Origin of the sequence: Serratia inhibens (assembly GCF_003591175.1) — a bacterium.
In the GTDB taxonomy this organism is placed as follows: Bacteria; Pseudomonadota; Gammaproteobacteria; order Enterobacterales; family Enterobacteriaceae; genus Serratia; species Serratia inhibens.
Window position 1 is genome coordinate 227,346 of record NZ_QYYG01000008.1, and the last position, 19,658, is coordinate 247,003.

Annotated in this window: 17 protein-coding genes and 2 tRNA genes; 3 read left to right on the forward strand and 16 right to left on the reverse strand. The window is 56.9% G+C overall.

Annotated elements, in window-relative coordinates:
- Positions 1–46: 46 nt before the first annotated feature.
- A complete protein-coding gene (gene ilvC, locus D4100_RS21075) occupies positions 47–1,522 on the reverse strand; it encodes a ketol-acid reductoisomerase (RefSeq protein ID WP_062869030.1) in 1,476 nt (491 codons plus the stop codon).
- Between the two features lie 179 nt (positions 1,523–1,701).
- Here ilvC and ilvY point away from each other — a divergent pair, with 179 nt between their 5' ends.
- Positions 1,702–2,583 carry an HTH-type transcriptional activator IlvY gene (gene ilvY, locus D4100_RS21080; protein WP_065506876.1) on the forward strand — a complete coding sequence of 294 codons (882 nt, stop codon included), beginning with the start codon at positions 1,702–1,704 and terminating at the stop codon, positions 2,581–2,583.
- Between the two features lie 101 nt (positions 2,584–2,684).
- Here the strand turns inward: ilvY and D4100_RS21085 are convergent, their stop codons facing one another.
- From D4100_RS21085 to D4100_RS21120, 8 genes are all read right to left on the reverse strand, one after another.
- Entirely contained in the window at positions 2,685–3,386 is a 702-nt protein-coding gene (locus D4100_RS21085) for a DUF2461 domain-containing protein (protein ID WP_119805187.1), read from the reverse strand.
- A gap of 21 nt (positions 3,387–3,407) precedes the next feature.
- A complete protein-coding gene (gene ilvA, locus D4100_RS21090) occupies positions 3,408–4,952 on the reverse strand; it encodes a threonine ammonia-lyase, biosynthetic (protein WP_065506777.1) in 1,545 nt (514 codons plus the stop codon).
- Positions 4,953–4,957: 5 nt separating this feature from the next.
- Positions 4,958–6,808, reverse strand: a complete 1,851-nt coding sequence (gene ilvD, locus D4100_RS21095; RefSeq protein ID WP_065506778.1) for a dihydroxy-acid dehydratase — start codon at positions 6,806–6,808, stop codon at positions 4,958–4,960.
- A gap of 139 nt (positions 6,809–6,947) precedes the next feature.
- Positions 6,948–7,874 carry a branched-chain-amino-acid transaminase gene (gene ilvE, locus D4100_RS21100; protein ID WP_065506779.1) on the reverse strand — a complete coding sequence of 309 codons (927 nt, stop codon included), beginning with the start codon at positions 7,872–7,874 and terminating at the stop codon, positions 6,948–6,950.
- A 22-nt stretch (positions 7,875–7,896) separates the two neighbouring features.
- Positions 7,897–8,154, reverse strand: coding sequence for an acetolactate synthase 2 small subunit (gene ilvM, locus D4100_RS21105; protein ID WP_065506780.1), 258 nt, complete (start codon positions 8,152–8,154; stop codon positions 7,897–7,899).
- On the reverse strand, positions 8,151–9,797 hold the full coding sequence (gene ilvG, locus D4100_RS21110) for an acetolactate synthase 2 catalytic subunit (protein ID WP_065506781.1): 1,647 nt from the start codon (positions 9,795–9,797) through the stop codon (positions 8,151–8,153). The genes ilvM and ilvG overlap by 4 nt, the downstream gene beginning before the upstream one ends.
- 142 nt (positions 9,798–9,939) lie before the next feature.
- Positions 9,940–10,038 carry an ilv operon leader peptide gene (ilvL, locus tag D4100_RS21115; protein ID WP_013814970.1) on the reverse strand — a complete coding sequence of 33 codons (99 nt, stop codon included), beginning with the start codon at positions 10,036–10,038 and terminating at the stop codon, positions 9,940–9,942.
- Between the two features lie 133 nt (positions 10,039–10,171).
- Positions 10,172–11,404 (reverse strand): MFS transporter, encoded by a 1,233-nt coding sequence (locus tag D4100_RS21120; protein WP_119805188.1) that lies wholly within the window; start codon positions 11,402–11,404, stop codon positions 10,172–10,174.
- Between the two features lie 343 nt (positions 11,405–11,747).
- On the opposite strand from D4100_RS21120, the gene D4100_RS21125 reads away from it, so the two are divergent.
- Complete coding sequence (locus tag D4100_RS21125) at positions 11,748–13,271, forward strand: YifB family Mg chelatase-like AAA ATPase (protein WP_065506783.1); 1,524 nt, start codon at positions 11,748–11,750, stop codon at positions 13,269–13,271.
- Positions 13,272–13,298: 27 nt separating this feature from the next.
- On the opposite strand, the gene D4100_RS21130 is transcribed toward D4100_RS21125, so the two are convergent.
- The gene (locus tag D4100_RS21130) at positions 13,299–13,637 is read right to left on the reverse strand and encodes a MaoP family protein (protein ID WP_065506784.1); all 339 of its coding nucleotides are present in this window, start codon (positions 13,635–13,637) and stop codon (positions 13,299–13,301) included.
- Positions 13,638–13,756: 119 nt separating this feature from the next.
- On the opposite strand from D4100_RS21130, the gene hdfR reads away from it, so the two are divergent.
- Complete coding sequence (hdfR, locus tag D4100_RS21135) at positions 13,757–14,584, forward strand: HTH-type transcriptional regulator HdfR (protein ID WP_119805189.1); 828 nt, start codon at positions 13,757–13,759, stop codon at positions 14,582–14,584.
- 4 nt (positions 14,585–14,588) lie between these two features.
- Here hdfR and yjfF read toward each other — a convergent pair whose 3' ends face one another.
- The 6 genes from yjfF to D4100_RS21165 all read right to left on the reverse strand — a co-directional run bounded on the left by yjfF (position 14,589) and on the right by D4100_RS21165 (position 19,614).
- On the reverse strand, positions 14,589–15,581 hold the full coding sequence (gene yjfF, locus D4100_RS21140; protein ID WP_119805190.1) for a galactofuranose ABC transporter, permease protein YjfF: 993 nt from the start codon (positions 15,579–15,581) through the stop codon (positions 14,589–14,591).
- Complete coding sequence (gene ytfT, locus D4100_RS21145) at positions 15,578–16,600, reverse strand: galactofuranose ABC transporter, ATP-binding protein YtfT (RefSeq protein ID WP_119805191.1); 1,023 nt, start codon at positions 16,598–16,600, stop codon at positions 15,578–15,580. Before ytfT ends, yjfF begins: the two co-directional genes overlap by 4 nt.
- Positions 16,597–18,111, reverse strand: a complete 1,515-nt coding sequence (ytfR, locus tag D4100_RS21150; protein ID WP_065506788.1) for a galactofuranose ABC transporter, ATP-binding protein YtfR — start codon at positions 18,109–18,111, stop codon at positions 16,597–16,599. Before ytfR ends, ytfT begins: the two co-directional genes overlap by 4 nt.
- A 23-nt stretch (positions 18,112–18,134) precedes the next feature.
- Positions 18,135–19,091: a galactofuranose ABC transporter, galactofuranose-binding protein YtfQ gene (ytfQ, locus tag D4100_RS21155; protein WP_065506789.1), complete on the reverse strand. Its 957-nt coding sequence runs from the start codon at positions 19,089–19,091 to the stop codon at positions 18,135–18,137.
- A 317-nt stretch (positions 19,092–19,408) separates the two neighbouring features.
- Positions 19,409–19,484: transfer RNA gene (locus D4100_RS21160), tRNA-Trp, on the reverse strand.
- Between the two features lie 53 nt (positions 19,485–19,537).
- Positions 19,538–19,614, reverse strand: a tRNA-Asp gene (locus tag D4100_RS21165).
- Positions 19,615–19,658 lie beyond the last annotated feature (44 nt).

Consider the following 19,658-nt stretch of genomic DNA (forward strand, 5'->3'; position numbering starts at 1 on the left):
TTAGTCGCTGGAATAACAACGCTGCAGCTTGGAAGACGACGGGTATTTAGCCTGCCACCGCGATACGTTTCATATCAGTCATATAACCACGCAGTTTGCGGCCAACGGATTCGATTGGGTGATTGCGCACCGCTTCGTTCACGTCACGCAGTTGCGCGTTGTCTACCGAAGTACCGGCTACGGATTTACCCAAATCACCGGCCTGCAGAGTTGTCATAAACTCTTTCAGCAACGGCACTGCGGCATTAGCGAACAGGTAGTTGCCGTATTCAGCGGTATCAGAGATAACCACGTTCATTTCATACAGACGCTTACGCGCGATGGTATTGGCGATCAGCGGCAGCTCGTGCAACGACTCGTAGTAAGCGGATTCTTCGATGATGCCTGCGTCAACCATGGTTTCGAACGCCAGCTCAACGCCTGCTTTCACCATAGCGACCATCAGCACGCCGTTATCGAAGTATTCCTGCTCGCTGATTTTTCCTTCGAACTGCGGCGCATTCTCGAATGCCGATTTGCCGGTCTCTTCACGCCAGTTCAGCAGTTTTACGTCGTCTTCTGCCCAGTCGGCCATCATGCCGCTGGAGAAAGCGCCGGAGATGATGTCGTCCATGTGTTTCTGGAACAGCGGCGCCATGATCTCTTTCAGTTGCTCGGACAGCGCATAAGCGCGCAGCTTGGCCGGGTTGGACAGGCGATCCATCATCAGGGTGATGCCGCCCTGCTTCAGCGCTTCGGTGATGGTTTCCCAGCCGAACTGAATCAGTTTTTCTGCGTAAGCCGGCTCGGTGCCTTCAGCAACCAGTTTGTCGAAGCACAGCAGCGAACCCGCCTGCAACATGCCGCACAGAATGGTTTGCTCACCCATCAGGTCGGATTTCACTTCGGCAACGAAGGAGGACTCCAGCACGCCGGCACGGTGGCCGCCGGTCGCGGCTGCCCAGGCCTTGGCGATCGCCATGCCTTCGCCTTTCGGGTCGTTTTCCGGGTGAACCGCAATCAGGGTCGGCACGCCGAAACCGCGTTTGTATTCTTCACGCACTTCGGTACCCGGGCATTTTGGCGCTACCATCACCACGGTGATGTCTTTACGTACCTGCTCGCCCACTTCAACGATGTTGAAGCCGTGAGAGTAGCCCAGCGCTGCGCCGTCTTTCATCAGCGGCTGTACTGCGCGAACCACTGCGGTGTGCTGTTTGTCCGGCGTCAGGTTAACCACCAGGTCCGCCTGCGGGATCAGATCTTCGTAGGTACCGACTTTGAAGCCGTTCTCGGTCGCTTTACGCCATGAAGGGCGCTTCTCGTCGATGGCTTCTTTGCGCAGGGCATAGGCAACGTCCAGGCCCGAGTCACGCATGTTCAGACCCTGGTTCAGGCCCTGTGCGCCACAGCCGACGATCACCACTTTTTTGCCTTTCAGGTAGCCGGCTTCATCCGCAAATTCGTCGCGTGCCATGAAACGACACTTACCCAATTGCGCCAACTGCTGACGCAGGTTCAATGTGTTGAAATAGTTAGCCATGGTAGAGCTCCAGTTAGATGTTGTGTCGATTTAGCTTATCGATGTTATTTTCATTCCCCGCCCTGTCTGTGCGGAGATTCGTTAAACTCAATGTATAACAGGAAACGCGTTGCTTAAATTGATATATTACGAATGTGATATTGCAATTTATGCAACACTCTTGCTGCGAGCGTACCGATATGGATTTACGTGATTTAAAACTGTTCCTCCATCTGGCGGAAAGCCAGCATTTTGGCCGTACCGCCAAGGCGATGCACGTCAGCCCGTCGACGCTTTCCCGCCAGATCCAACGGCTGGAGGAGATCCTCGGGCAACCGCTGTTTTTGCGCGATAACCGCACCGTGCAGCTCACCGATGCCGGTGAACAGCTGAAAGAGTTTGCCCAGCATACATTGTTGCAATACCAGCAGTTGAAACATTCGCTGGGCCAGCACGGCCCTTCGCTGAGCGGCGAATTGCGGCTGTTTTGCTCGGTTACCGCCGCCTACAGCCATCTGCCGCCGATCCTCGACAGATTCCGGGCGCAGCATCCCTTGGTGGAAATCAAACTGACCACCGGCGACGCCGCCGACGCAGTCGATAAGGTGCAGTCCAACGAAGCCGACCTCGGCATTGCCGGCCGGCCAGAAACCCTGCCCACCAGCGTGGCGTTCACTAAAATCGGCGAAATCCCGCTGGTACTGATTGCGCCGGCGCTCCCCTGCGCGGTCCGCAGCCAGGCGTTTGCCGAGAAACCCGACTGGGCCACCATTCCGTTTATCCTGCCGGAGCACGGCCCGTCGCGAAAACGCATCGAACTGTGGTTCCGCCGCCAACGCATCGCCAATCCGCTGATTTACGCCACCGTCGGCGGTCACGAGGCCATTGTCTCGATGGTAGCGCTGGGCTGCGGCATTGCGCTGATCCCCGGCGTAGTGGTAGACAACAGCCCTGAGCCGGTGCGTAACCGCATCTCGCAGCTGGAAAATATTTCGATGGTCGAGCCGTTTGAACTGGGCGTTTGCGTACAGAAAAAACGCCTCGGCGATCCGCTGATCGAAGCTTTTTGGCACCTGCTATAAACGGTCGAAAATCTTTAAAACGAAACCATTGCGTTGATAAAAATACCCTATGGATTTCAAGTTGCAGCCAACAACGCTGCGGCTTGAAAGACGGCGGGTATTCATAAATCAGCCGGATCGATTTGCTTCATCGTTTCCACCTGCATCAGCCAGTGATACAGCGGCTCAAGCTGTTGGAAACCCCGTGTCAGCGTCTGCACCAGGCCGGCGCTGAACAGCTTTTCTACCTGGCTGTCGCTGGCCATCACCGCGAAGGATTTGCGGTTGTACCAGGTGGCAATCTCCGCCGCCTGCTCTTTCACCAGCGGGCGCTTGTAGCTTTCCCCTACCAGTTCGAACGGTGGCCGGCAGCAGGCCGCTACCTCTAAAAACGGCTGCGGCCGGCGCTGCAGCGTATGGCGGAACAGATCCATCGTCGGCTTGTTGGCACTGTAATAACCCAGCCCATAGCGCAGCATATCCGGACCCAGTTCGAAGAAATACACCGGCGCGTCCTTCCAGTCTTTGCTTGGTCGTTTGAACGTCAGCCACATGCGGCTGCGATAACGCGATTTGTCATGAGAAAAACGCGTGTCGCGATGGATACGCGACAACGTTTTACCGATCGCCGGCCGGGTTTCAAACTGCGGATCGATAGCCAGCATGGCCGGGCTAAGCTCGGCCACCAGCGAACGAAACGGCGTCAGCAGCTCCCGCTCGTAAACGCCACGATTGGCCTCAAACCAGTCTTTGTCGTTCTCGATACGCACCTGTTGCAGAAAATTCAGGCCCTGCTGGCTGAAACCGGTGAAACTGTCTGTCATACGCCGTCCTTGTCGGTTCCCTTAGCCCTGCAAGAAAAAGCGGAACGCCGGGTTATCGGTTTCATCGTGGCAGTCGTAGCCCAACGCCTGCAAGTGTTGCTCAAACTCGGGTTCGGTCTGCGACAGCTCGAAGCCCGCCAATACGCGGCCAAAATCGGTGCCATGGCTGCGATAATGGAACAGCGAGATATTCCAGTGGGTACCCAAGGTCTGCAGGAACTTCAGCAGCGCGCCCGGCGACTCCGGGAATTCAAAGCTGTACAGACGTTCGCGCAGTGGCTTCGAAGGACGCCCGCCCACCATGTAGCGCACGTGCAGCTTGGCCATTTCGTCATCGGACAGATCCACCACCTGATAACCGTCGGCGTTAAGCTCGTCGATGATTTCCAGCCGTTCGGCATGACCGCGCGTCAGGCGAACACCGACAAAAATGCAGGCATTATCCGCATCGGCATAGCGGTAGTTGAACTCGGTCACCGAGCGCCCGCCCAGCAGTTGGCAGAACTTCAGGAAGCTGCCTTTCTGCTCTGGAATGGTCACCGCCAGCAGCGCTTCACGCTGTTCGCCCAATTCGCAACGTTCGGACACGTAACGCAATCCGTGGAAGTTCAGGTTGGCGCCGGACAGAACGTGCGCCAGGCGCTCGCCCTGAATATTGTGCTGCTGCACATACTTTTTCAACCCCGCCAGCGCCAGCGCGCCGGATGGCTCGGCAATGGCGCGCACGTCTTCGAACAAGTCTTTGACCGCCGCACAGATGGCGTCGCTGTCGACGGTGATCACGTCGTCCAGGTATTCCCGGCACAGGCGGAAGGTTTCGTCACCGATGCGTTTCACCGCCACGCCTTCGGCAAACAGCCCGACGCGCGCCAGATCCACCGGATGTCCGGCATCCAGCGCCGCACGCAGGCAGGCGGAGTCCTCCGCCTCCACGCCGATCACTTTGATTTGCGGCATCAGTTGCTTGATCAGCACCGCCACGCCGGCCGCCAGACCGCCACCGCCAACCGGCACGAACACCCGGTCAAGATGCGCGTCCTGCTGCAGCAATTCCATCGCCAACGTGCCCTGTCCGGCAATCACCGTTGGATGATCGAACGGCGGTACGAAGGTCATACCCTGTTTCTGCGACAGCTCAATCGCCCGCGCCTTGGCTTCATCAAAGTTGGCGCCATGCAACAGCACTTCGCCACCGAAACCGCGCACCGCATCCACTTTGATGTCTGCGGTGGATACCGGCATCACGATCAGCGTTTTTATCCCCAGCCGTTTGCCGGAGTAGGCTACGCCCTGCGCATGGTTACCGGCGGAAGCCGTCACTACGCCGCGCGCCTTTTGTTCTTCGTTCAGGCTGGCGATCATCGCATAGGCCCCGCGCAGCTTGAAGCTGTGCACCGGCTGACGATCTTCACGCTTCACCAAGATGGTATTACCCAGTCGCGAAGAGATTTTGCTCATGGCCTGCAACGGGGTGACCTGAGCCACCTCGTAAACCGGCGAGCGGAGCACCGCTCGCAAATACTCCGCGCCGCCGGGGGCGTCGGATAGGGGTTGTGATACCGCCATGATGCTTAGCCTCCCAGCTTGCTCTTGTCGCGCACCGCACCTTTGTCTGCGCTGGTCGCCAGGGTGGCGTAGGCGCGCAAGGCGTAGGAAACCTGACGCTCACGATTCTTCGGTGTCCAGGCGCGATCGCCGCGCGCCAGCTCAACCTCGCGGCGTGCCGCCAGTTCGCTGTCTGAGACGTCCAGCACCATGCTGCGTTTTGGAATGTCGATGTCGATCATGTCGCCATCTTCGATTAAGGCAATCAGACCGCCGCTGCCCGCTTCCGGAGAAACGTGGCCGATAGACAGGCCCGAGGTGCCGCCGGAGAAGCGCCCATCGGTGATCAGCGCACAGGCTTTGCCCAGACCCATGGATTTCAGGTAGGTCGTCGGATACAGCATTTCCTGCATGCCCGGCCCGCCTTTTGGCCCTTCGTAGCGGATGACCACCACGTCGCCGGCAACCACTTTGCCGCCGAGGATCGCTTCCACCGCCGTATCCTGGCTTTCGTAGACTTTCGCCGGGCCACGGAAGGTCAGGTTATCTTTGTCGACGCCGGCGGTTTTAACTATGCTGCCGTCCAGCGCCATATTGCCGTACAGCACGGCCAAACCCCCTTCCAGGCTGAACGCGTTTTCCAGCGAGCGGATACAGCCCTCTGCACGGTCGTCGTCCAGCGTATCCCAACGGCAATCCTGCGAGAATGCCTGAGTGGTGCGGATGCCCGCAGGGCCGGCGCGGAACATTTTCTTCACGGCTTCATCTTTGGTCAGCATGATGTCGTACTGTTCCAGCGTTTCCTGCAGCTTCAGGCCCAGGATGTTATCGACCTCGCGATTCATCAGCCCCGCGCGGTCCAATTCGCCGAGGATCGCCAGTACGCCGCCGGCGCGATGCACATCTTCCATATGGTATTTCTGGGTGCTTGGCGCCACTTTGCACAGGTGCGGAACCTTGCGCGACAGACGATCGATGTCCGCCATGGTGAAATCAATCTCGCCTTCCTGCGCCGCAGCCAACAGGTGAAGTACGGTATTGGTCGAGCCGCCCATGGCGATATCCAGCGTCATGGCGTTCTCGAACGCCGCCTTGTTGGCGATGCTGCGCGGCAGCGCGCTTTCGTCGTCCTGCTCGTAGTAACGTTTGGTCAGGGCAACGATGCGCTTGCCGGCGTTGAGGAACAGATCCTTACGGTCCGCATGGGTCGCCAACAGCGAGCCATTGCCCGGTTGGGACAGGCCCAGCGCTTCGGTCAGGCAGTTCATCGAGTTGGCGGTGAACATGCCGGAACAGGAGCCGCAGGTCGGGCAGGCGGAGCGTTCGATTTGCGCGCTGTCGGCGTCGCTGACGTTCGGGTTGGCGCCCTGGATCATCGCATCGATCAGGTCCAGTTTGATTATCTTGTCGGACAGCTTGGTCTTGCCGGCTTCCATTGGGCCGCCTGAAACGAAAATCACCGGAATATTGAGGCGCAGTGACGCCATCAGCATCCCCGGGGTGATTTTGTCGCAGTTGGAGATACACACCATCGCATCGGCGCAGTGGGCATTCACCATGTATTCAACCGAGTCGGCGATCAGTTCGCGCGACGGCAGGGAATAGAGCATGCCGCCGTGGCCCATGGCGATACCGTCATCCACCGCAATGGTGTTGAATTCTTTGGCAACGCCGCCGGAGGCTTCGATCTGCTCTGCAACCAGTTTGCCCAAATCGCGCAAGTGCACGTGGCCCGGCACGAACTGGGTAAATGAGTTGACCACCGCAATAATCGGCTTGCCGAAATCGTCGTCGGTCATTCCGGTCGCGCGCCATAATGCGCGGGCACCCGCCATATTGCGGCCGTGGGTGGTGGTGGCGGAACGGTACTTAGGCATGCTCTTCACTCCAAATGTATTCATTACAGGCGGCGAACGAACCGCCTGGGTATTTATTCTTGTCTGTCTGTCGTTTTACCCTATGGATTTCAAGCTGCAGCCAACAACGCTGCGGTTTGAAAGGCGGCGGGCAGAGTCGTTATTGATTTACCGGGTCCAACCAGCCGTACTTGTCTTCGGTCTTGCCGGTAAACAGGCCAAAGAACGCCTGCTGAATTTGTTTGGTCACCGGGCCGCACTTGCCGATACCGACCTGGATACCGTCGACGCTGCGCACCGGGGTGATTTCCGCTGCGGTGCCGGACATGAACACTTCGTCGGCCAGGTACAGCGACTCGCGCGACAACACCTGCTCGCGCACTTCGAAACCCATGTCTTTCGCCAATTTGATAATGGCGTCACGAGTGATGCCCGGCAGCGCGGAAGAGGTGAACGGCGGGGTAAACAGCACGCCGTCTTTCACTTCAAACAGGTTCTCGCCTGCGCCTTCGGAAATATAACCGTGCACGTCAAGCGCAATCCCTTCCTGATAACCGTGGCGGCGCGCTTCGCTGCCCACCAGCAGAGAGGAAAGGTAGTTACCGCCGGCTTTGGCCGCCGTTGGAATGGTATTTGGCGCCACGCGCTGCCAGGAAGAAACCATCGCATCGATACCTTGATCCAGCGCTTCTTCACCCAGATACGCGCCCCAAGGAAACGCCGCGATAATCACGTCGGTTTTGTAACCGGCCGGTGGGTTAACCCCCATGCCGACATCGCCAACAAACACCAGCGGACGAATATAAGCACTGACCAAATTGTTTTTACGCAGAGTGGCGCGGCAAGCCTCCATCAGCTCATCGACGCTTTGCGATACCGGCATGCGATAAATTTTTGCCGAGTCGTGCAGACGCTGCATATGTTCGCGGTGGCGGAATACCACCGGGCCTTTATGGGAGTCGTAGCAACGGACTCCTTCAAACACCGAAGTGCCGTAGTGCAACGCATGCGACATCACGTGCACTTTGGCGTCAGCCCAGGGAACCATCTCACCATTGAACCAAATGTAATCGGCTTTCTTCGTCATTATTCTTTATCCTTCTCGCGCCTCAGGCGCGTATTTGTTGTGATGTTGGTTGCTGGATCTCAACGCAGGAGACGTCCATCAGTTTGCTTAACTGTGATGACAGTAGATCCACCGGGCGCTGGCTGGCAACGGTCAATTCAATATTAATATTGTCGGCATTCACCGCCGAAACCATATTCATAGCACAAACCTGAAAGCCGCGATGACGCACGACGCGCAATACGCGCTCTAACATTTCAGGACGGAAACGGGCCTGGATCGAGAGTTGATGCTGCATCATGACATTTTCTCCAACATGGTTTCGTTGCCGGCGCCCGGCGGTACCAGCGGCCAGACGTTTTCGAGTTCATCAATGGACACATGCAGCAGGTAGGGCCCTTCGCTGTTGAGTAAGGCGTCGAGGGCGCCTGCCACCTGGTCTTTACAGGTGATACGCTGGCCGGGAATACCGAAGGCATTGGCCAACATCAGGAAATCGGGGTTATCGGACAGGTTGGTTTCGCTGTAACGACCGTCAAAAAACAGCTGCTGCCACTGTCGAACCATGCCTAAACGCTGGTTATCCAGTAAAACGATTTTCACCGGCAACTGTTTGCGTTTGATGGTGCCCAGCTCCTGCACGTTCATCATGAAGGAACCGTCGCCCGATACGCAGATCACCGTATCCTGCGGTCGCGCCATTTGCGCGCCCACCGCAGCCGGCACGCCGAATCCCATGGTGCCCAGACCGCTGGAGGTGATGAAGTTTTCCGGCTGTTCAAAGGTCATGTGCTGCGCGGTCCACATCTGGTGCTGGCCCACGTCGGTGGTGACCACAGTATTGGCCGGTTTGCGCTCGGACAACTGTTTCAGCAGCAGCGGCGCGTAGATCGGTTGGCCTGGGTGATCGTAACGCCAGGTATGGGTTTCTTTCAGCTCAGCGACCCGCCGCTGCCAGGCGCTGATATTCAACGGCTGTTGCAGAGCCGGCAGCAACGCTTTCAAATCGCCCTGCAATGCCACGTGCGCCTGACGCAGCTTGCTCATCTCCGCCGGGTCGATATCCATATGGATCACCTTGGCGTGCGGCGCAAACGCGTTCAGCTTGCCGGTCACGCGATCGTCAAAACGCGCCCCGACGGCGATCAGCAAATCGCATTCCTGCACCGCCAGGTTGGCGGCCTTGGTACCGTGCATACCCAGCATACCGAGATAATAGGCGTGTTCCGCGTCTGGCGCGCCCAGCCCTTTCAACGTGGCAACGCTTGGCATCCCGGTCACGGCGATAAACTCGCGCAGCGCCGGCACTGCCTGCGCCATGCCAACCCCGCCGCCAACGTACAGCATCGGTTTGTGCGCCTGCGCCAGCAACTCAGCGGCTTGCGCCAGCTCTGCCGCCGGATAGTTCAGTTCTTCCACTACCGGCATCAGGTGCGGATGCAGGTCACCCTGCGCCAGCTGGATGTCTTTCGGGATATCGATCAGCACTGGGCCTGGGCGACCGCTGCCGGCAATGGCGAAAGCTTCCGCCATGATGCCCGGCAGCGCGTCCAGTGATTCCACCAGGAAGCTGTGTTTGGTGCAGGCCAGAGACAGGCCGAGAACATCGATCTCCTGAAAGGCATCGGTGCCGATCAACGCAGAACCCACTTGGCCGGTGATTGCCACGACCGGCACAGAGTCCAGCAGCGCATCAGCCAGGCCGGTGATCAGATTGGTGGCGCCAGGGCCGGAGGTAGCGATACAAACGCCGACTTTGCCGGTTGAACGGGCATAGCCGATAGCGGCCATTGCGGCGCCTTGCTCGTGGCGGCACAGCAGGTGTTCCACCCCGCCGTCATACAATGCATCGTAAACCGGCATGATTGCGCCACCCGGATAGCCGAATACCGTATCAACTCCCTGCGCACGCAACGCTTGTACTACCCACTGAGCCCCATTCATGGTTATTTCCTCGCCTTACTTCGACAATTGCAGGGTTTTGTTCTGTTATTCATTCTCTTATCCTTAATCCACTTTTCTTATGCCAATAAAAAACCCCCGGACCTTACGGTGCGGGGGTTCTCTTGCGATTCCGGCTTGTTTTCTAAGCCTTTCTTCGTCCAAGTGCAGCCCCGCACGGTGGGATAATAATCACCACCACGCTAATCACGACTAGGCTAATCACTTGGGCAAAGGCTTTCATAATAGGTTTGTTCACTGTGCTCGTTTCGAACTAATGCCTACAGAGGTACCATAGTCACGCTCGGCATGACAACACTTTTTTTGCGTTATTATTCGACGCAATCTGGTCATACCTCGCGCAAACTATCGCGATTTCAACCGTTAGCGTGCAGGCTTGGGGTGTTCACCTCACCAGAGATTGCCTTGCCGCGCGTATCCTTGCCGAAGAACACCAGCAGTGCGATCACTATCGCCACCGTCCCGGCGATGACCGCCATCGCCAGCCCATAGTTATGGCCGTGGTGGGCAGCAATCGTCGCTTGCAGCGTTGCGTTCACCGATGCGATCAGATTACCCAACTGGTAAACGAATCCCGGCAGCACCGCGCGGGTGTTGGCCGGTACCAGTTCGGTGAGATAAGTAGGCACCACGCCCCAGGCACCCTGTACCATGAATTGCATCAAGAACGCGCCAATCCCCAGCATCAGCGAACCGCTGGAAAACGCCCACAGCGGGATCACGGGCAAAGCCAGCAGCGCAGCGATGATAATCGCTTTCCGGCGGCCAATTTTTTCCGATAGCGCGCCGAAGAAAACCCCGCCGATAATTGATGCGATATTGTAGCTAATAGCGATGATACTGACGGTTTTAGCATCGAAACCGTGCTGAACTTTCAGGAATACCGGATACATATCCTGGGTGCCGTGCGAGAAGAAATTGAAAGCCGCCATCAGCAACACCAGATAGCCGCACAGTTTCCAGTGGCTCTTCAGCACCGGCAGCAACGCGCTGCTTTCCTTGCGTTCACGCGCCGCCAGCCACACCGGCGATTCCTGTACGCAATAATAAATAAACGGCAGCAGTAAAATCGGCGCTGCGCCGATCACAAACATGCCACGCCAACCCACCACCTCAAACAGCAGGCCGTACACCACCGCCGCCAACAGATACCCGAACGGATAACCAGCCTGGAAGATCCCCGACATCAGGCCGCGTGAACGGTCCGGGATGGTTTCCATCGCCAACGATGACGCCACGCCCCAGATCCCGCCCATCGCCACGCCGTACAATACCCGTAACAGCAAAAATACCGTCAGCGACGGCGCCGCAGCAGACAGCAGCTCAAACACCGAGAAAAAGACGATATTCAGCATCAAAATCGGTTTGCGACCGTATTTTTCCGCCGCGCGGCCAAAGATCAGCGCACCGATCGGGCGAACTGCCAGCGTCAGCAAGATCGCCAGCGTCACCTCCTCCATGCCGACATGGAAGGATTGCGCGATATCGCTGAGCAAAAACACCAGCACGAAGAAATCGAACGCATCGAGCGTCCAGCTTGAAAAGCTGGCGATAGCCGCATTGCGTTGTTGCGGGGTCCAACCAAACATAATGTTATCCCTACCCTAGAGTACGAAGTCATGAGATTTAGCGGCTGCCGTGGCGGAACGCGTCGGCGGTCGGGGTTTGTTAACGAGGTGATTTTTATTTTAATCAATTGTTAAATACACCCGTTGCCCCTCCGGCCGCAACAAAGTTAGCCTGCTAATGTGTTGCAGCGTTCGCGTAATTGTTAAGAGGTATTGCCTCCCTCCTTGCGGTGTACTTCGCAAAATATTGCTATCCCTTTGAAATAAAATATCTACATTGCGCCTTTGCGCGCAGATACCTTAACGCTGCCGCGCCCCGGCGGCCCTAATCCCGCATCATGTTGCCTTCAGCAAGGAGAGCAATATGTCACTGGCGGTTATCTATACCCGGGCAACGATGGGCGTTCAGGCCCCTTCGGTGACGGTAGAAGTGCATATCAGCAACGGGTTGCCCGGCCTGACCATGGTCGGTCTGCCGGAAACGACAGTGAAAGAAGCCCGCGATAGGGTACGCAGCGCGTTGATCAACAACGGTTTCACCTTTCCCGCCCGGCGCATCACCGTCAATTTGGCGCCGGCCGATCTTCCCAAAGAGGGCGGCCGTTACGACCTGCCGATTGCCCTGGCGATCCTCGCCGCCTCCGAACAACTGCCGGCCGATCAGCTGGCGCGCTACGAGTTCCTCGGGGAGCTGGCGCTCTCCGGCACTCTGCGAGGGGTAAGTGGCGCGATACCCGCCGCGCTGGCGGCTATGGATGCCGGAAGGCAACTGATTCTCGCGGCGGCCAATGGTAAGGAAGTCGGCCTGATTGCACAGAGTGAAACCCGGGTGGCGGAACACCTGCTGGAAGTGTGCGCCTTTCTGTTGGGCAAAGGTGTTTTACCGGCGGCCAGCGCCCCGGCCGCCGCCGAAACCCGGCAGGACCCTGCCGATCTGCAGGATATTCTGGGCCAGGAGCAGGCCAAGCGTGCGTTGGAGATCGCCGCCGCTGGGGGGCATAACCTGCTGCTGGTCGGCCCGCCGGGTACCGGGAAAACCATGTTGGCCAGCCGTCTCAATGGCCTGCTGCCGCCGCTGACCGACCGGGAAGCCCTGGAAAGCGTGGCCGTAGCCAGCCTGCTGCATCACCCTGCTGAAACGCTGCCATGGCGCCAGCGGCCATTTCGTGCACCGCATCACAGCGCCTCGATGGTCGCGCTGGTCGGTGGTGGCTCACTGCCGCGGCCGGGTGAAATCTCCATGGCACACAACGGCGTACTGTTTCTGGACGAGTTGCCGGAATTCGAACGGCGCGTGCTGGATGCCTTGCGTGAACCGCTGGAGTCTGGCGAGATCGTCATTTCACGCGCCAGCGCCAAGGTCTGCTTTCCGGCCAGGGTGCAGTTGATCGCAGCAATGAATCCCAGCCCGACCGGACACTACCAGGGCATGCATAACCGTGCGTCGCCGCAGCAAGTCCTGCGCTATCTCGGGCGGCTTTCAGGGCCGTTTCTCGATCGTTTCGATTTATCGATTGAGGTGCCGTTGCTGCCGCCAGGCGTTCTCAGTAAAAAGCGCGCCGGTGGAGAAAGCAGCATTCAGGTACGGGAGCGGGTATTGCAGGCACGTGAGAGGCAGCTTTGTCGGGCAGGAAAAATCAACGCCCTGTTGAGTAATCCCGAAGTCGAGCGAGATTGTACGCTTAGCGCAGCAGACGCCGATTTTCTTGAGACTACGTTAAACAAGTTGGGATTATCGGTTCGCGCCTGGCAACGAATTTTAAAAGTGGCACGTACGCTGGCGGATTTGGCAGGGGATCGGGATATTGATAAGCGCCACCTGAGCGAAGCGCTTGGCTACCGCTGTATGGACCGCTTACTGTTGCAGTTGCACCGCAGCCTGGAATAGAAATGGGGCCTAAAGGCCCCATCGTTATCAATCGTCGCTTTCGGTGTAGTCTTCCACCGCATCAGCCTGCGGCTTGCCACCGGACAGGGTATGGAATTTTTTCGGGCGACGTGTGCGCGCCAGATATTTAGCCCATACTTTTTCCTGGTCGGTTACCGGCTCACGCTCACCGTGACACACTGCGACGAACAGCTGTTCTTCTTCAGTGGCCGGCTGGCGTTTGCCTGCGTCCAGCTCGTTGAACGCATACCCGAACCGCTCTAGCAATTGCGCTTCTTTAATGGTGAAATCGCCGTGACGGGAGAACCCGCGAGGATAATGTTTATTATCAAAAAAACGATTGGTCGTGGTGAAGCTATCCGCCATCTGACACGCTCCTAATTCTCTCATGGCCGTGCTGTTTATGGCGCGGAGTATTAGATAGGCTTGACATTGTGTAAAACAAAACATTTAAATCTTAACGATAAAAATTTCTGGAGACAGGTGTGGATACCGAATTACTGAAAACCTTTTTGGAGGTCAGTAGAACGCGTCACTTTGGCCGAGCCGCGGAATCCTTGTACTTAACGCAGTCTGCGGTCAGTTTCCGCATCCGCCAGTTAGAAAACCAATTAGGCGCGAATTTATTCACCCGTCACCGTAACAATATCCGCCTGACGCCCGCCGGAGAGCGGCTCCTGCCCTATGCTGAGAGCCTGATGACAACCTGGCAGTTGGCAAAAAAAGAGGTGGTGCGTTCGCTGCAGCATACCGAGTTGTCCATCGGCGCCACCGCATCTTTGTGGGAGGCCTACCTAACCCCGTGGTTGCAATCGCTCTACCAACAACGTGAGGCGCTACAACTGGAAGCCAGGGTTGCATTACGGCATTCTTTGGTAAAACAGCTGCATGAGAGACAGCTCGATTTGCTCATCACTACCGAGCCGCCAAAGATGGATGAGCTGGCCAGCCAGCTGCTGGGTAATTTCTCGCTGCGGCTATTCTCTTCCACCCTGCGTGATCAGCATGCGCCGATGCCGTATATCAAGCTGGAATGGGGAGCAGACTTTCATCAGCAAGAAAGCCGCATGCTGGAAGGTGATAGCCTGCCGGTGCTGACCACCACCTCGGCGCACCTGACCCGCCAGTTACTGGAAACCACCGGCGGCTGCGCCTTCCTGCCCAGCCAGTGGGAGAAGGACTACCCGCAATTGGTCGCCGCCCCCGAGATCCCGGCGATTATCCGCCCGCTGTATGCTGTGTGGCTGCAAAATAGCGACCAGCAGCCACTCATCCGGCAATTGTTGAAAATACCTTTAAACACCACAGCCTAAGACGCTATAACGGCTTCAGCCGCGGATGGCGTGGTTTGGTTCGTCTGTTGAGCCAAAACGCGCTCATCGCCTTCTGGAGGCCGATAAAGCAGAACAACAGGATACCGATGACGATTTTGGTCCACCAGGAGCTAAGCGTACCGTCGAAGGTGATATAGCTCTGAATCAGCCCCTGGATCAACACGCCAAACAGCGTGCCCAGCACGGTACCGACACCGCCGGTCAGCAGCGTGCCACCAATCACCACGGCGGCAATGGCATCCAGCTCTACACCGCTGGCTGCCAGCGCATAGCCCGCAGAGGTGTATAACGAGAAAATAATCCCTGACAGCGCCGCCAGCGTGCCTGAAAGCATATAAATCAGCACAGTGGTGCGCTGCACCGGTACCCCCATTAATGCCGCAGACACCCTGTTACCGCCGATGGCATAAACGTTATGGCCGAAGCGCGTGCGGTGTGCCAGCACTATGCCGACCGCCACCACCAACAGCATCACCAGCGCTAACAGCGTGAATCGGCCGCCTCCCGGCAGTTTCCAGGCGTAGTTAGCCAGCGTCGCATACAGCGGATGATCAATGGGTATCGACTCTTCAGAAAGAATAAAACTCATGCCGCGTACGAAGAACATCCCAGCCAGCGTGATGATAAATGCCGGTAGCTTGAGCGCATCAATGATCCAGCCCATCAGAGCGCCAAACGACGCCCCCATCAACAGAGCAATGACGAACGCATAACCCGGCGCAATACCGTAAACACCGGTCAGCTTGGCCAACAATACACCGGTGAAGGCGATCACCGACCCAACCGACAGATCGATGCCACCGGAAAGGATCACAAACGTCATCCCCACCGCCACAATGCCGAGAAACGCGTTGTCAGTCAGTAAATCGCACCATACCCGCGTTGACGCAAAGCTGGGGAACTGAGTGAGACAAAACCCGTAGCCCAGAAGAAAGACCACGAGGGTAATCAACAATGACAGATTACGTTTGATCATGGCTTCCGCCTCCTTAACAGCCGGTGCAACGACACGCTCGGCGATTGAACCATCAGCACCGCCAGAACCACTATCGCCTTCAGCACCAGATTGAACTCCGGCCGATAGCCGGACAGCAGAATACCGGTATTCATTCCCTGGATTATTAATGCCCCAATGACTGACAAAAAGAGGTTAAAACGCCCTCCCAGCAAGGATCCTCCGCCAATCACCACCGCTAAAATCGCATCCAGCTCCAGCCACAGCCCGGCATTGTTGGCATCTGCGCCACGGATATCCGCAGTCACAATAATCCCGGCTACGGCGGCGCACAGCCCGCAGATCACATAGACTGCCATGACCACCCAGCGTGTACTGACCCCCGCATTGCGCGCCGAACGCAGATTAATCCCCACGGCCTCTATAAACAGTCCCAGCGCGGTTTTGCGCGTCAGCAGCCAGATCAACAACAGCATCACGGCGGCAATGATCGCCGGCATCGGCAAATACATCAGCGCGCCGCTGCCCAACTGCGCCAGACCCTCGCGTTCGAAAGTGACGATTTGCCCTTCGGTGATCAGCTGTGCAATACCGCGACCGGCCACCATCAACATCAGCGTGGCGACGATCGGTTGTATCTGCAGCACCGCCACCAGAAATCCGTTCCACAGGCCACACAACGCCCCCGCGGCCAGCGCGGCGGCCAGCACGTAACCCAGTGGATAACCCGCGCTGGTCAGCGTTGCCGCCGTAGCTCCGGCTATTGCCATCACCGCCCCTACGGAAAGATCTATCCCCCCGGTGGCGATAACCAGCGTCATGCCCAAGGCAAGCAACGCGACCGGCGCACCGCGGTTAACGATGTCGATCACGCTGCCAAACAAACGGCCATCCTGAATGTGAATGGAAAAAAAATGCGGTGCGACCAGGCTGTCGATCAGCAAAATCGCCGCCAGCGCTCCCAACTGCGTCGCCCCGGCAGGGAATACCCATTTGACTTTGCGTGGTCCACCGGTCATGGAGAAGCTCCTGTGGTTCATCCTGCCCCCTGTTGCACAGCAATCGCCTGCATAATTGCAGGCACCGTAATAGCCGCATGCTCAAGCTGCGTAACGTGTTTTCTGTCGCGCAATACCACGACGCGATCGGCATATCCCGCCAGTTCTTCCAGTTCAGAAGAAATCACCAGTAGCGCTAACCCTTCATCGCACAGCCTTTCAATCAGCCGAATAATTTCAGCATGCGCACCAACGTCAATCCCGCGCGTCGGTTCATCCAGGATCAAAAAGCGGGGTTTGGTCGCCAGCCAACGCGACAGCAACACCTTCTGCTGATTCCCCCCGGACAGGTATTGGATCTGTTGCTCCGGCCCCGGCGTGCGAATACCCAACAATTGGATAAAACTCTCGGCAATGCGGGTTTGCTCTCGTAGCGAAAGCGGCTTTAACCAGCCACGCTGAGCCTGAAGGGCCAGAATGATATTTTCTCGCACCGTCGCGGCACCGATAATTCCGTCGGTTTTACGATCCTCCGGGCAATAACCGAAGCCGAGACTGGCAGCTTTGCGCGGTGTGCGAATATTCACCGCGTGGCCCTCCACTTTCGCACTGCCGCTATCATGCGATTTGATGCCGAATATCAGTTGGGCCGTTTCGGTGCGCCCCGAACCGAGCAGACCGGCCAATCCGACAATCTCACCCGGCTTTATTCTCAGATCGAAGGGTTCAACCATGCCACGACGCCCGTAGCCGTTAAATTCGACCAGCGGAGACGCATCCGTCGGCGCATGCTCGCCCCGCTTGAGCAACGACTCGTCAAAGGCGTGACCGAGCATCATCTGGACCAGCTCCAGCCGTGGCAAGTCGTTGGCAGGCTTGGTGCCCACCAACTTACCGTTGCGCAGCACGGTAATGCGATCGCTGATGCGGTAAACCTGATCGAGGAAATGAGTGACAAAGATCATGCCTATCCCCTGCGATCGCAGCTGACTGAGAATATCCAGCAGCATGGTGACTTCTTTAGCATCCAGGCTGGCAGTGGGTTCATCCAGGATCAGGACTTTGGCTGAAAGATCGACCGCCCGGGCGATGGCGACAATCTGCTGGATCGCAATCGAATAATTGCCCAATGGCTGGCTGACATCCAGCTGCAACCCATAGCCCTGCAAAAGTTGCCGGGCTCTTCGCTGCATGCTTTTTTGATCGACCAGGCCGAAACGGGTCGGCTCGCGGCCGATAAACAAATTGGCGGCTACCGAGATATTCGCCAGCAAGTTAACTTCTTGATAAACCGTGCCAATCCCCAACACCTGCGCCTGCGCGGTGCTTTGCGGCGCAATGGCTTTGCCCTCCAGCAGGATTTCACCGGCGGAACGTTGATAAACCCCGGTTAGCGCTTTTATTAGCGTGGATTTCCCCGCGCCATTTTCACCCAGCAGCGCCATGATCTCTCCGCGCTGCAGAGTGAAATCAACCTCTTCCAGCGCCTTTACGCCAGGAAACTCGACGGATAATCCCTTAATCGCCAATAACGTGGTCTGAGATGCGGCCATCTTTTGTCCCGTCGGTGAGTGGATTAATAACCCATGCTTTTCTTCAGCTCAAATTCCTGTTTTGCGGTATCAGGCTGCAGCAGTTTCGATTCGGTCTGAATAAACTTCGCGGGTTGCGTGCCGTCTTTCTTCATCGCCAACAGCGCGTCGAACGCAGGGCCGGCCATATTCGGCGTCAGCTCGACTGTCGCATTGGCCTCGCCGCTGATCATCGCTTTGAAAATATCGGGAACACCGTCGATAGAGACAATTTTGATTTGTGAACCCGGTTTCAAGCCGGCTTCTTTAATCGCCTGAATGGCACCTATCGCCATATCGTCGTTGTGCGCATAAACGGCGCAGATATTTTTGCCATTCTGTTCAGCCTTGATAAAGCTTTCCATCACCTCTTTACCTTTGCTGCGGGTAAAATCGCCGGATTGCGAACGGATGATTTTTACGTTGGCGGCGCTGGCGATACCGTCGGCAAAGCCTTTCTTACGGTTGATTGCAACGCTTGAGCCTACAGTCCCTTGCAGTTCCACCACGTTACAAGGCTTGCCGGCCACCTCTTTTACCAGCCACTCTCCCGCGACTTTGCCTTCATGCACACTGTCTGATGCCACCGCAGCGGTATACAGCGAGGGATCGTTCACCTCAATCATCCTGTCGAGCAGGAATACCGGGATTTTGGCCTCTTTCGCCTCTTGCAGCACCGGGGTCCAGCCAGTAGCAACAACCGGCGCAATGAAAATAGCGTCAACGCCCTGGGCAATAAAAGATCTTACCGCTTTGATCTGATTCTCTTGTTTTTGCTGCGCATCGGCGATTTTCAGCGTAATTCCGCGCTTTTCCGCTTCTTGTTTTGATACCTTGGTTTCCGCCGAGCGCCAGCCCGATTCAGAACCAATCTGAGAAAAACCGACGACCAGCGGTGCTGCCTGTGCCGTACCGATCAATGCGCCTGTAATGGCGGCTGCTAACAGCAGACGTTTAACCATGTTGTTCTCCTCGCTTTGCACAGGGATGTGACTCCCTCCGACAGGGGTAGTCGTTGTTGTATATGCTGCATATTTTTCTGGTGAAGTTGGCGCCTAAAGGGTCGGGCGCTAATTAGGTGTAGCTGAAAATCAGGCAGGAATAATGCGCGGCATCACATCGCGGCAGAACAACCATTTTGTACATGGATTCAGCTAAAAATGTCTAAATTGGGAACGATTTCAGAGGGATTTTTAGGCAATCTTTCAGAAGGGTAGCGGGGATTATGGAAATGCAGAAAGCAAAAAAAACCCTTCGCTTTCGCAAAGGGTTTTTAATATGGCAGGGGCGGAGAGACTCGAACTCGCGACACCCGGTTTTGGAGACCGGTGCTCTACCAACTGAGCTACGCCCCTAAATCTCGCTTAACATTATGCCTGCTAAAATTAGCAGGCATAATTTAAATAAGTGGCGGAACGGACGGGGCTCGAACCCGCGACCCCCTGCGTGACAGGCAGGTATTCTAACCAACTGAACTACCGCTCCACCGATTCTTTTACGTTGCATCTTTCGATGCAGGCAAAACCGCG

Bases quoted from the DNA above. Each gene is read 5' to 3' on its own strand.
- ilvA (WP_065506777.1), bottom strand. From the start codon at position 4,952: ATGGCGGTATCACAACCCCTATCCGACGCCCCCGGCGGCGCGGAGTAT.
- ilvE (WP_065506779.1), bottom strand. From the start codon at position 7,874: ATGACGAAGAAAGCCGATTACATTTGGTTCAATGGTGAGATGGTTCCC.
- D4100_RS21130 (WP_065506784.1), bottom strand. From the start codon at position 13,637: ATGGCGGATAGCTTCACCACGACCAATCGTTTTTTTGATAATAAACAT.
- ytfT (WP_119805191.1), bottom strand. From the start codon at position 16,600: ATGAACCACAGGAGCTTCTCCATGACCGGTGGACCACGCAAAGTCAAA.
- ilvL (WP_013814970.1), bottom strand. From the start codon at position 10,038: ATGAAAGCCTTTGCCCAAGTGATTAGCCTAGTCGTGATTAGCGTGGTG.
- ilvD (WP_065506778.1), bottom strand. From the start codon at position 6,808: ATGCCTAAGTACCGTTCCGCCACCACCACCCACGGCCGCAATATGGCG.
- ytfQ (WP_065506789.1), bottom strand. From the start codon at position 19,091: ATGGTTAAACGTCTGCTGTTAGCAGCCGCCATTACAGGCGCATTGATC.
- D4100_RS21125 (WP_065506783.1), top strand. From the start codon at position 11,748: ATGTCACTGGCGGTTATCTATACCCGGGCAACGATGGGCGTTCAGGCC.
- ytfR (WP_065506788.1), bottom strand. From the start codon at position 18,111: ATGGCCGCATCTCAGACCACGTTATTGGCGATTAAGGGATTATCCGTC.
- D4100_RS21120 (WP_119805188.1), bottom strand. From the start codon at position 11,404: ATGTTTGGTTGGACCCCGCAACAACGCAATGCGGCTATCGCCAGCTTT.
- D4100_RS21085 (WP_119805187.1), bottom strand. From the start codon at position 3,386: ATGACAGACAGTTTCACCGGTTTCAGCCAGCAGGGCCTGAATTTTCTG.
- yjfF (WP_119805190.1), bottom strand. From the start codon at position 15,581: ATGATCAAACGTAATCTGTCATTGTTGATTACCCTCGTGGTCTTTCTT.
- ilvG (WP_065506781.1), bottom strand. From the start codon at position 9,797: ATGAATGGGGCTCAGTGGGTAGTACAAGCGTTGCGTGCGCAGGGAGTT.
- ilvY (WP_065506876.1), top strand. From the start codon at position 1,702: ATGGATTTACGTGATTTAAAACTGTTCCTCCATCTGGCGGAAAGCCAG.
- ilvC (WP_062869030.1), bottom strand. From the start codon at position 1,522: ATGGCTAACTATTTCAACACATTGAACCTGCGTCAGCAGTTGGCGCAA.
- ilvM (WP_065506780.1), bottom strand. From the start codon at position 8,154: ATGATGCAGCATCAACTCTCGATCCAGGCCCGTTTCCGTCCTGAAATG.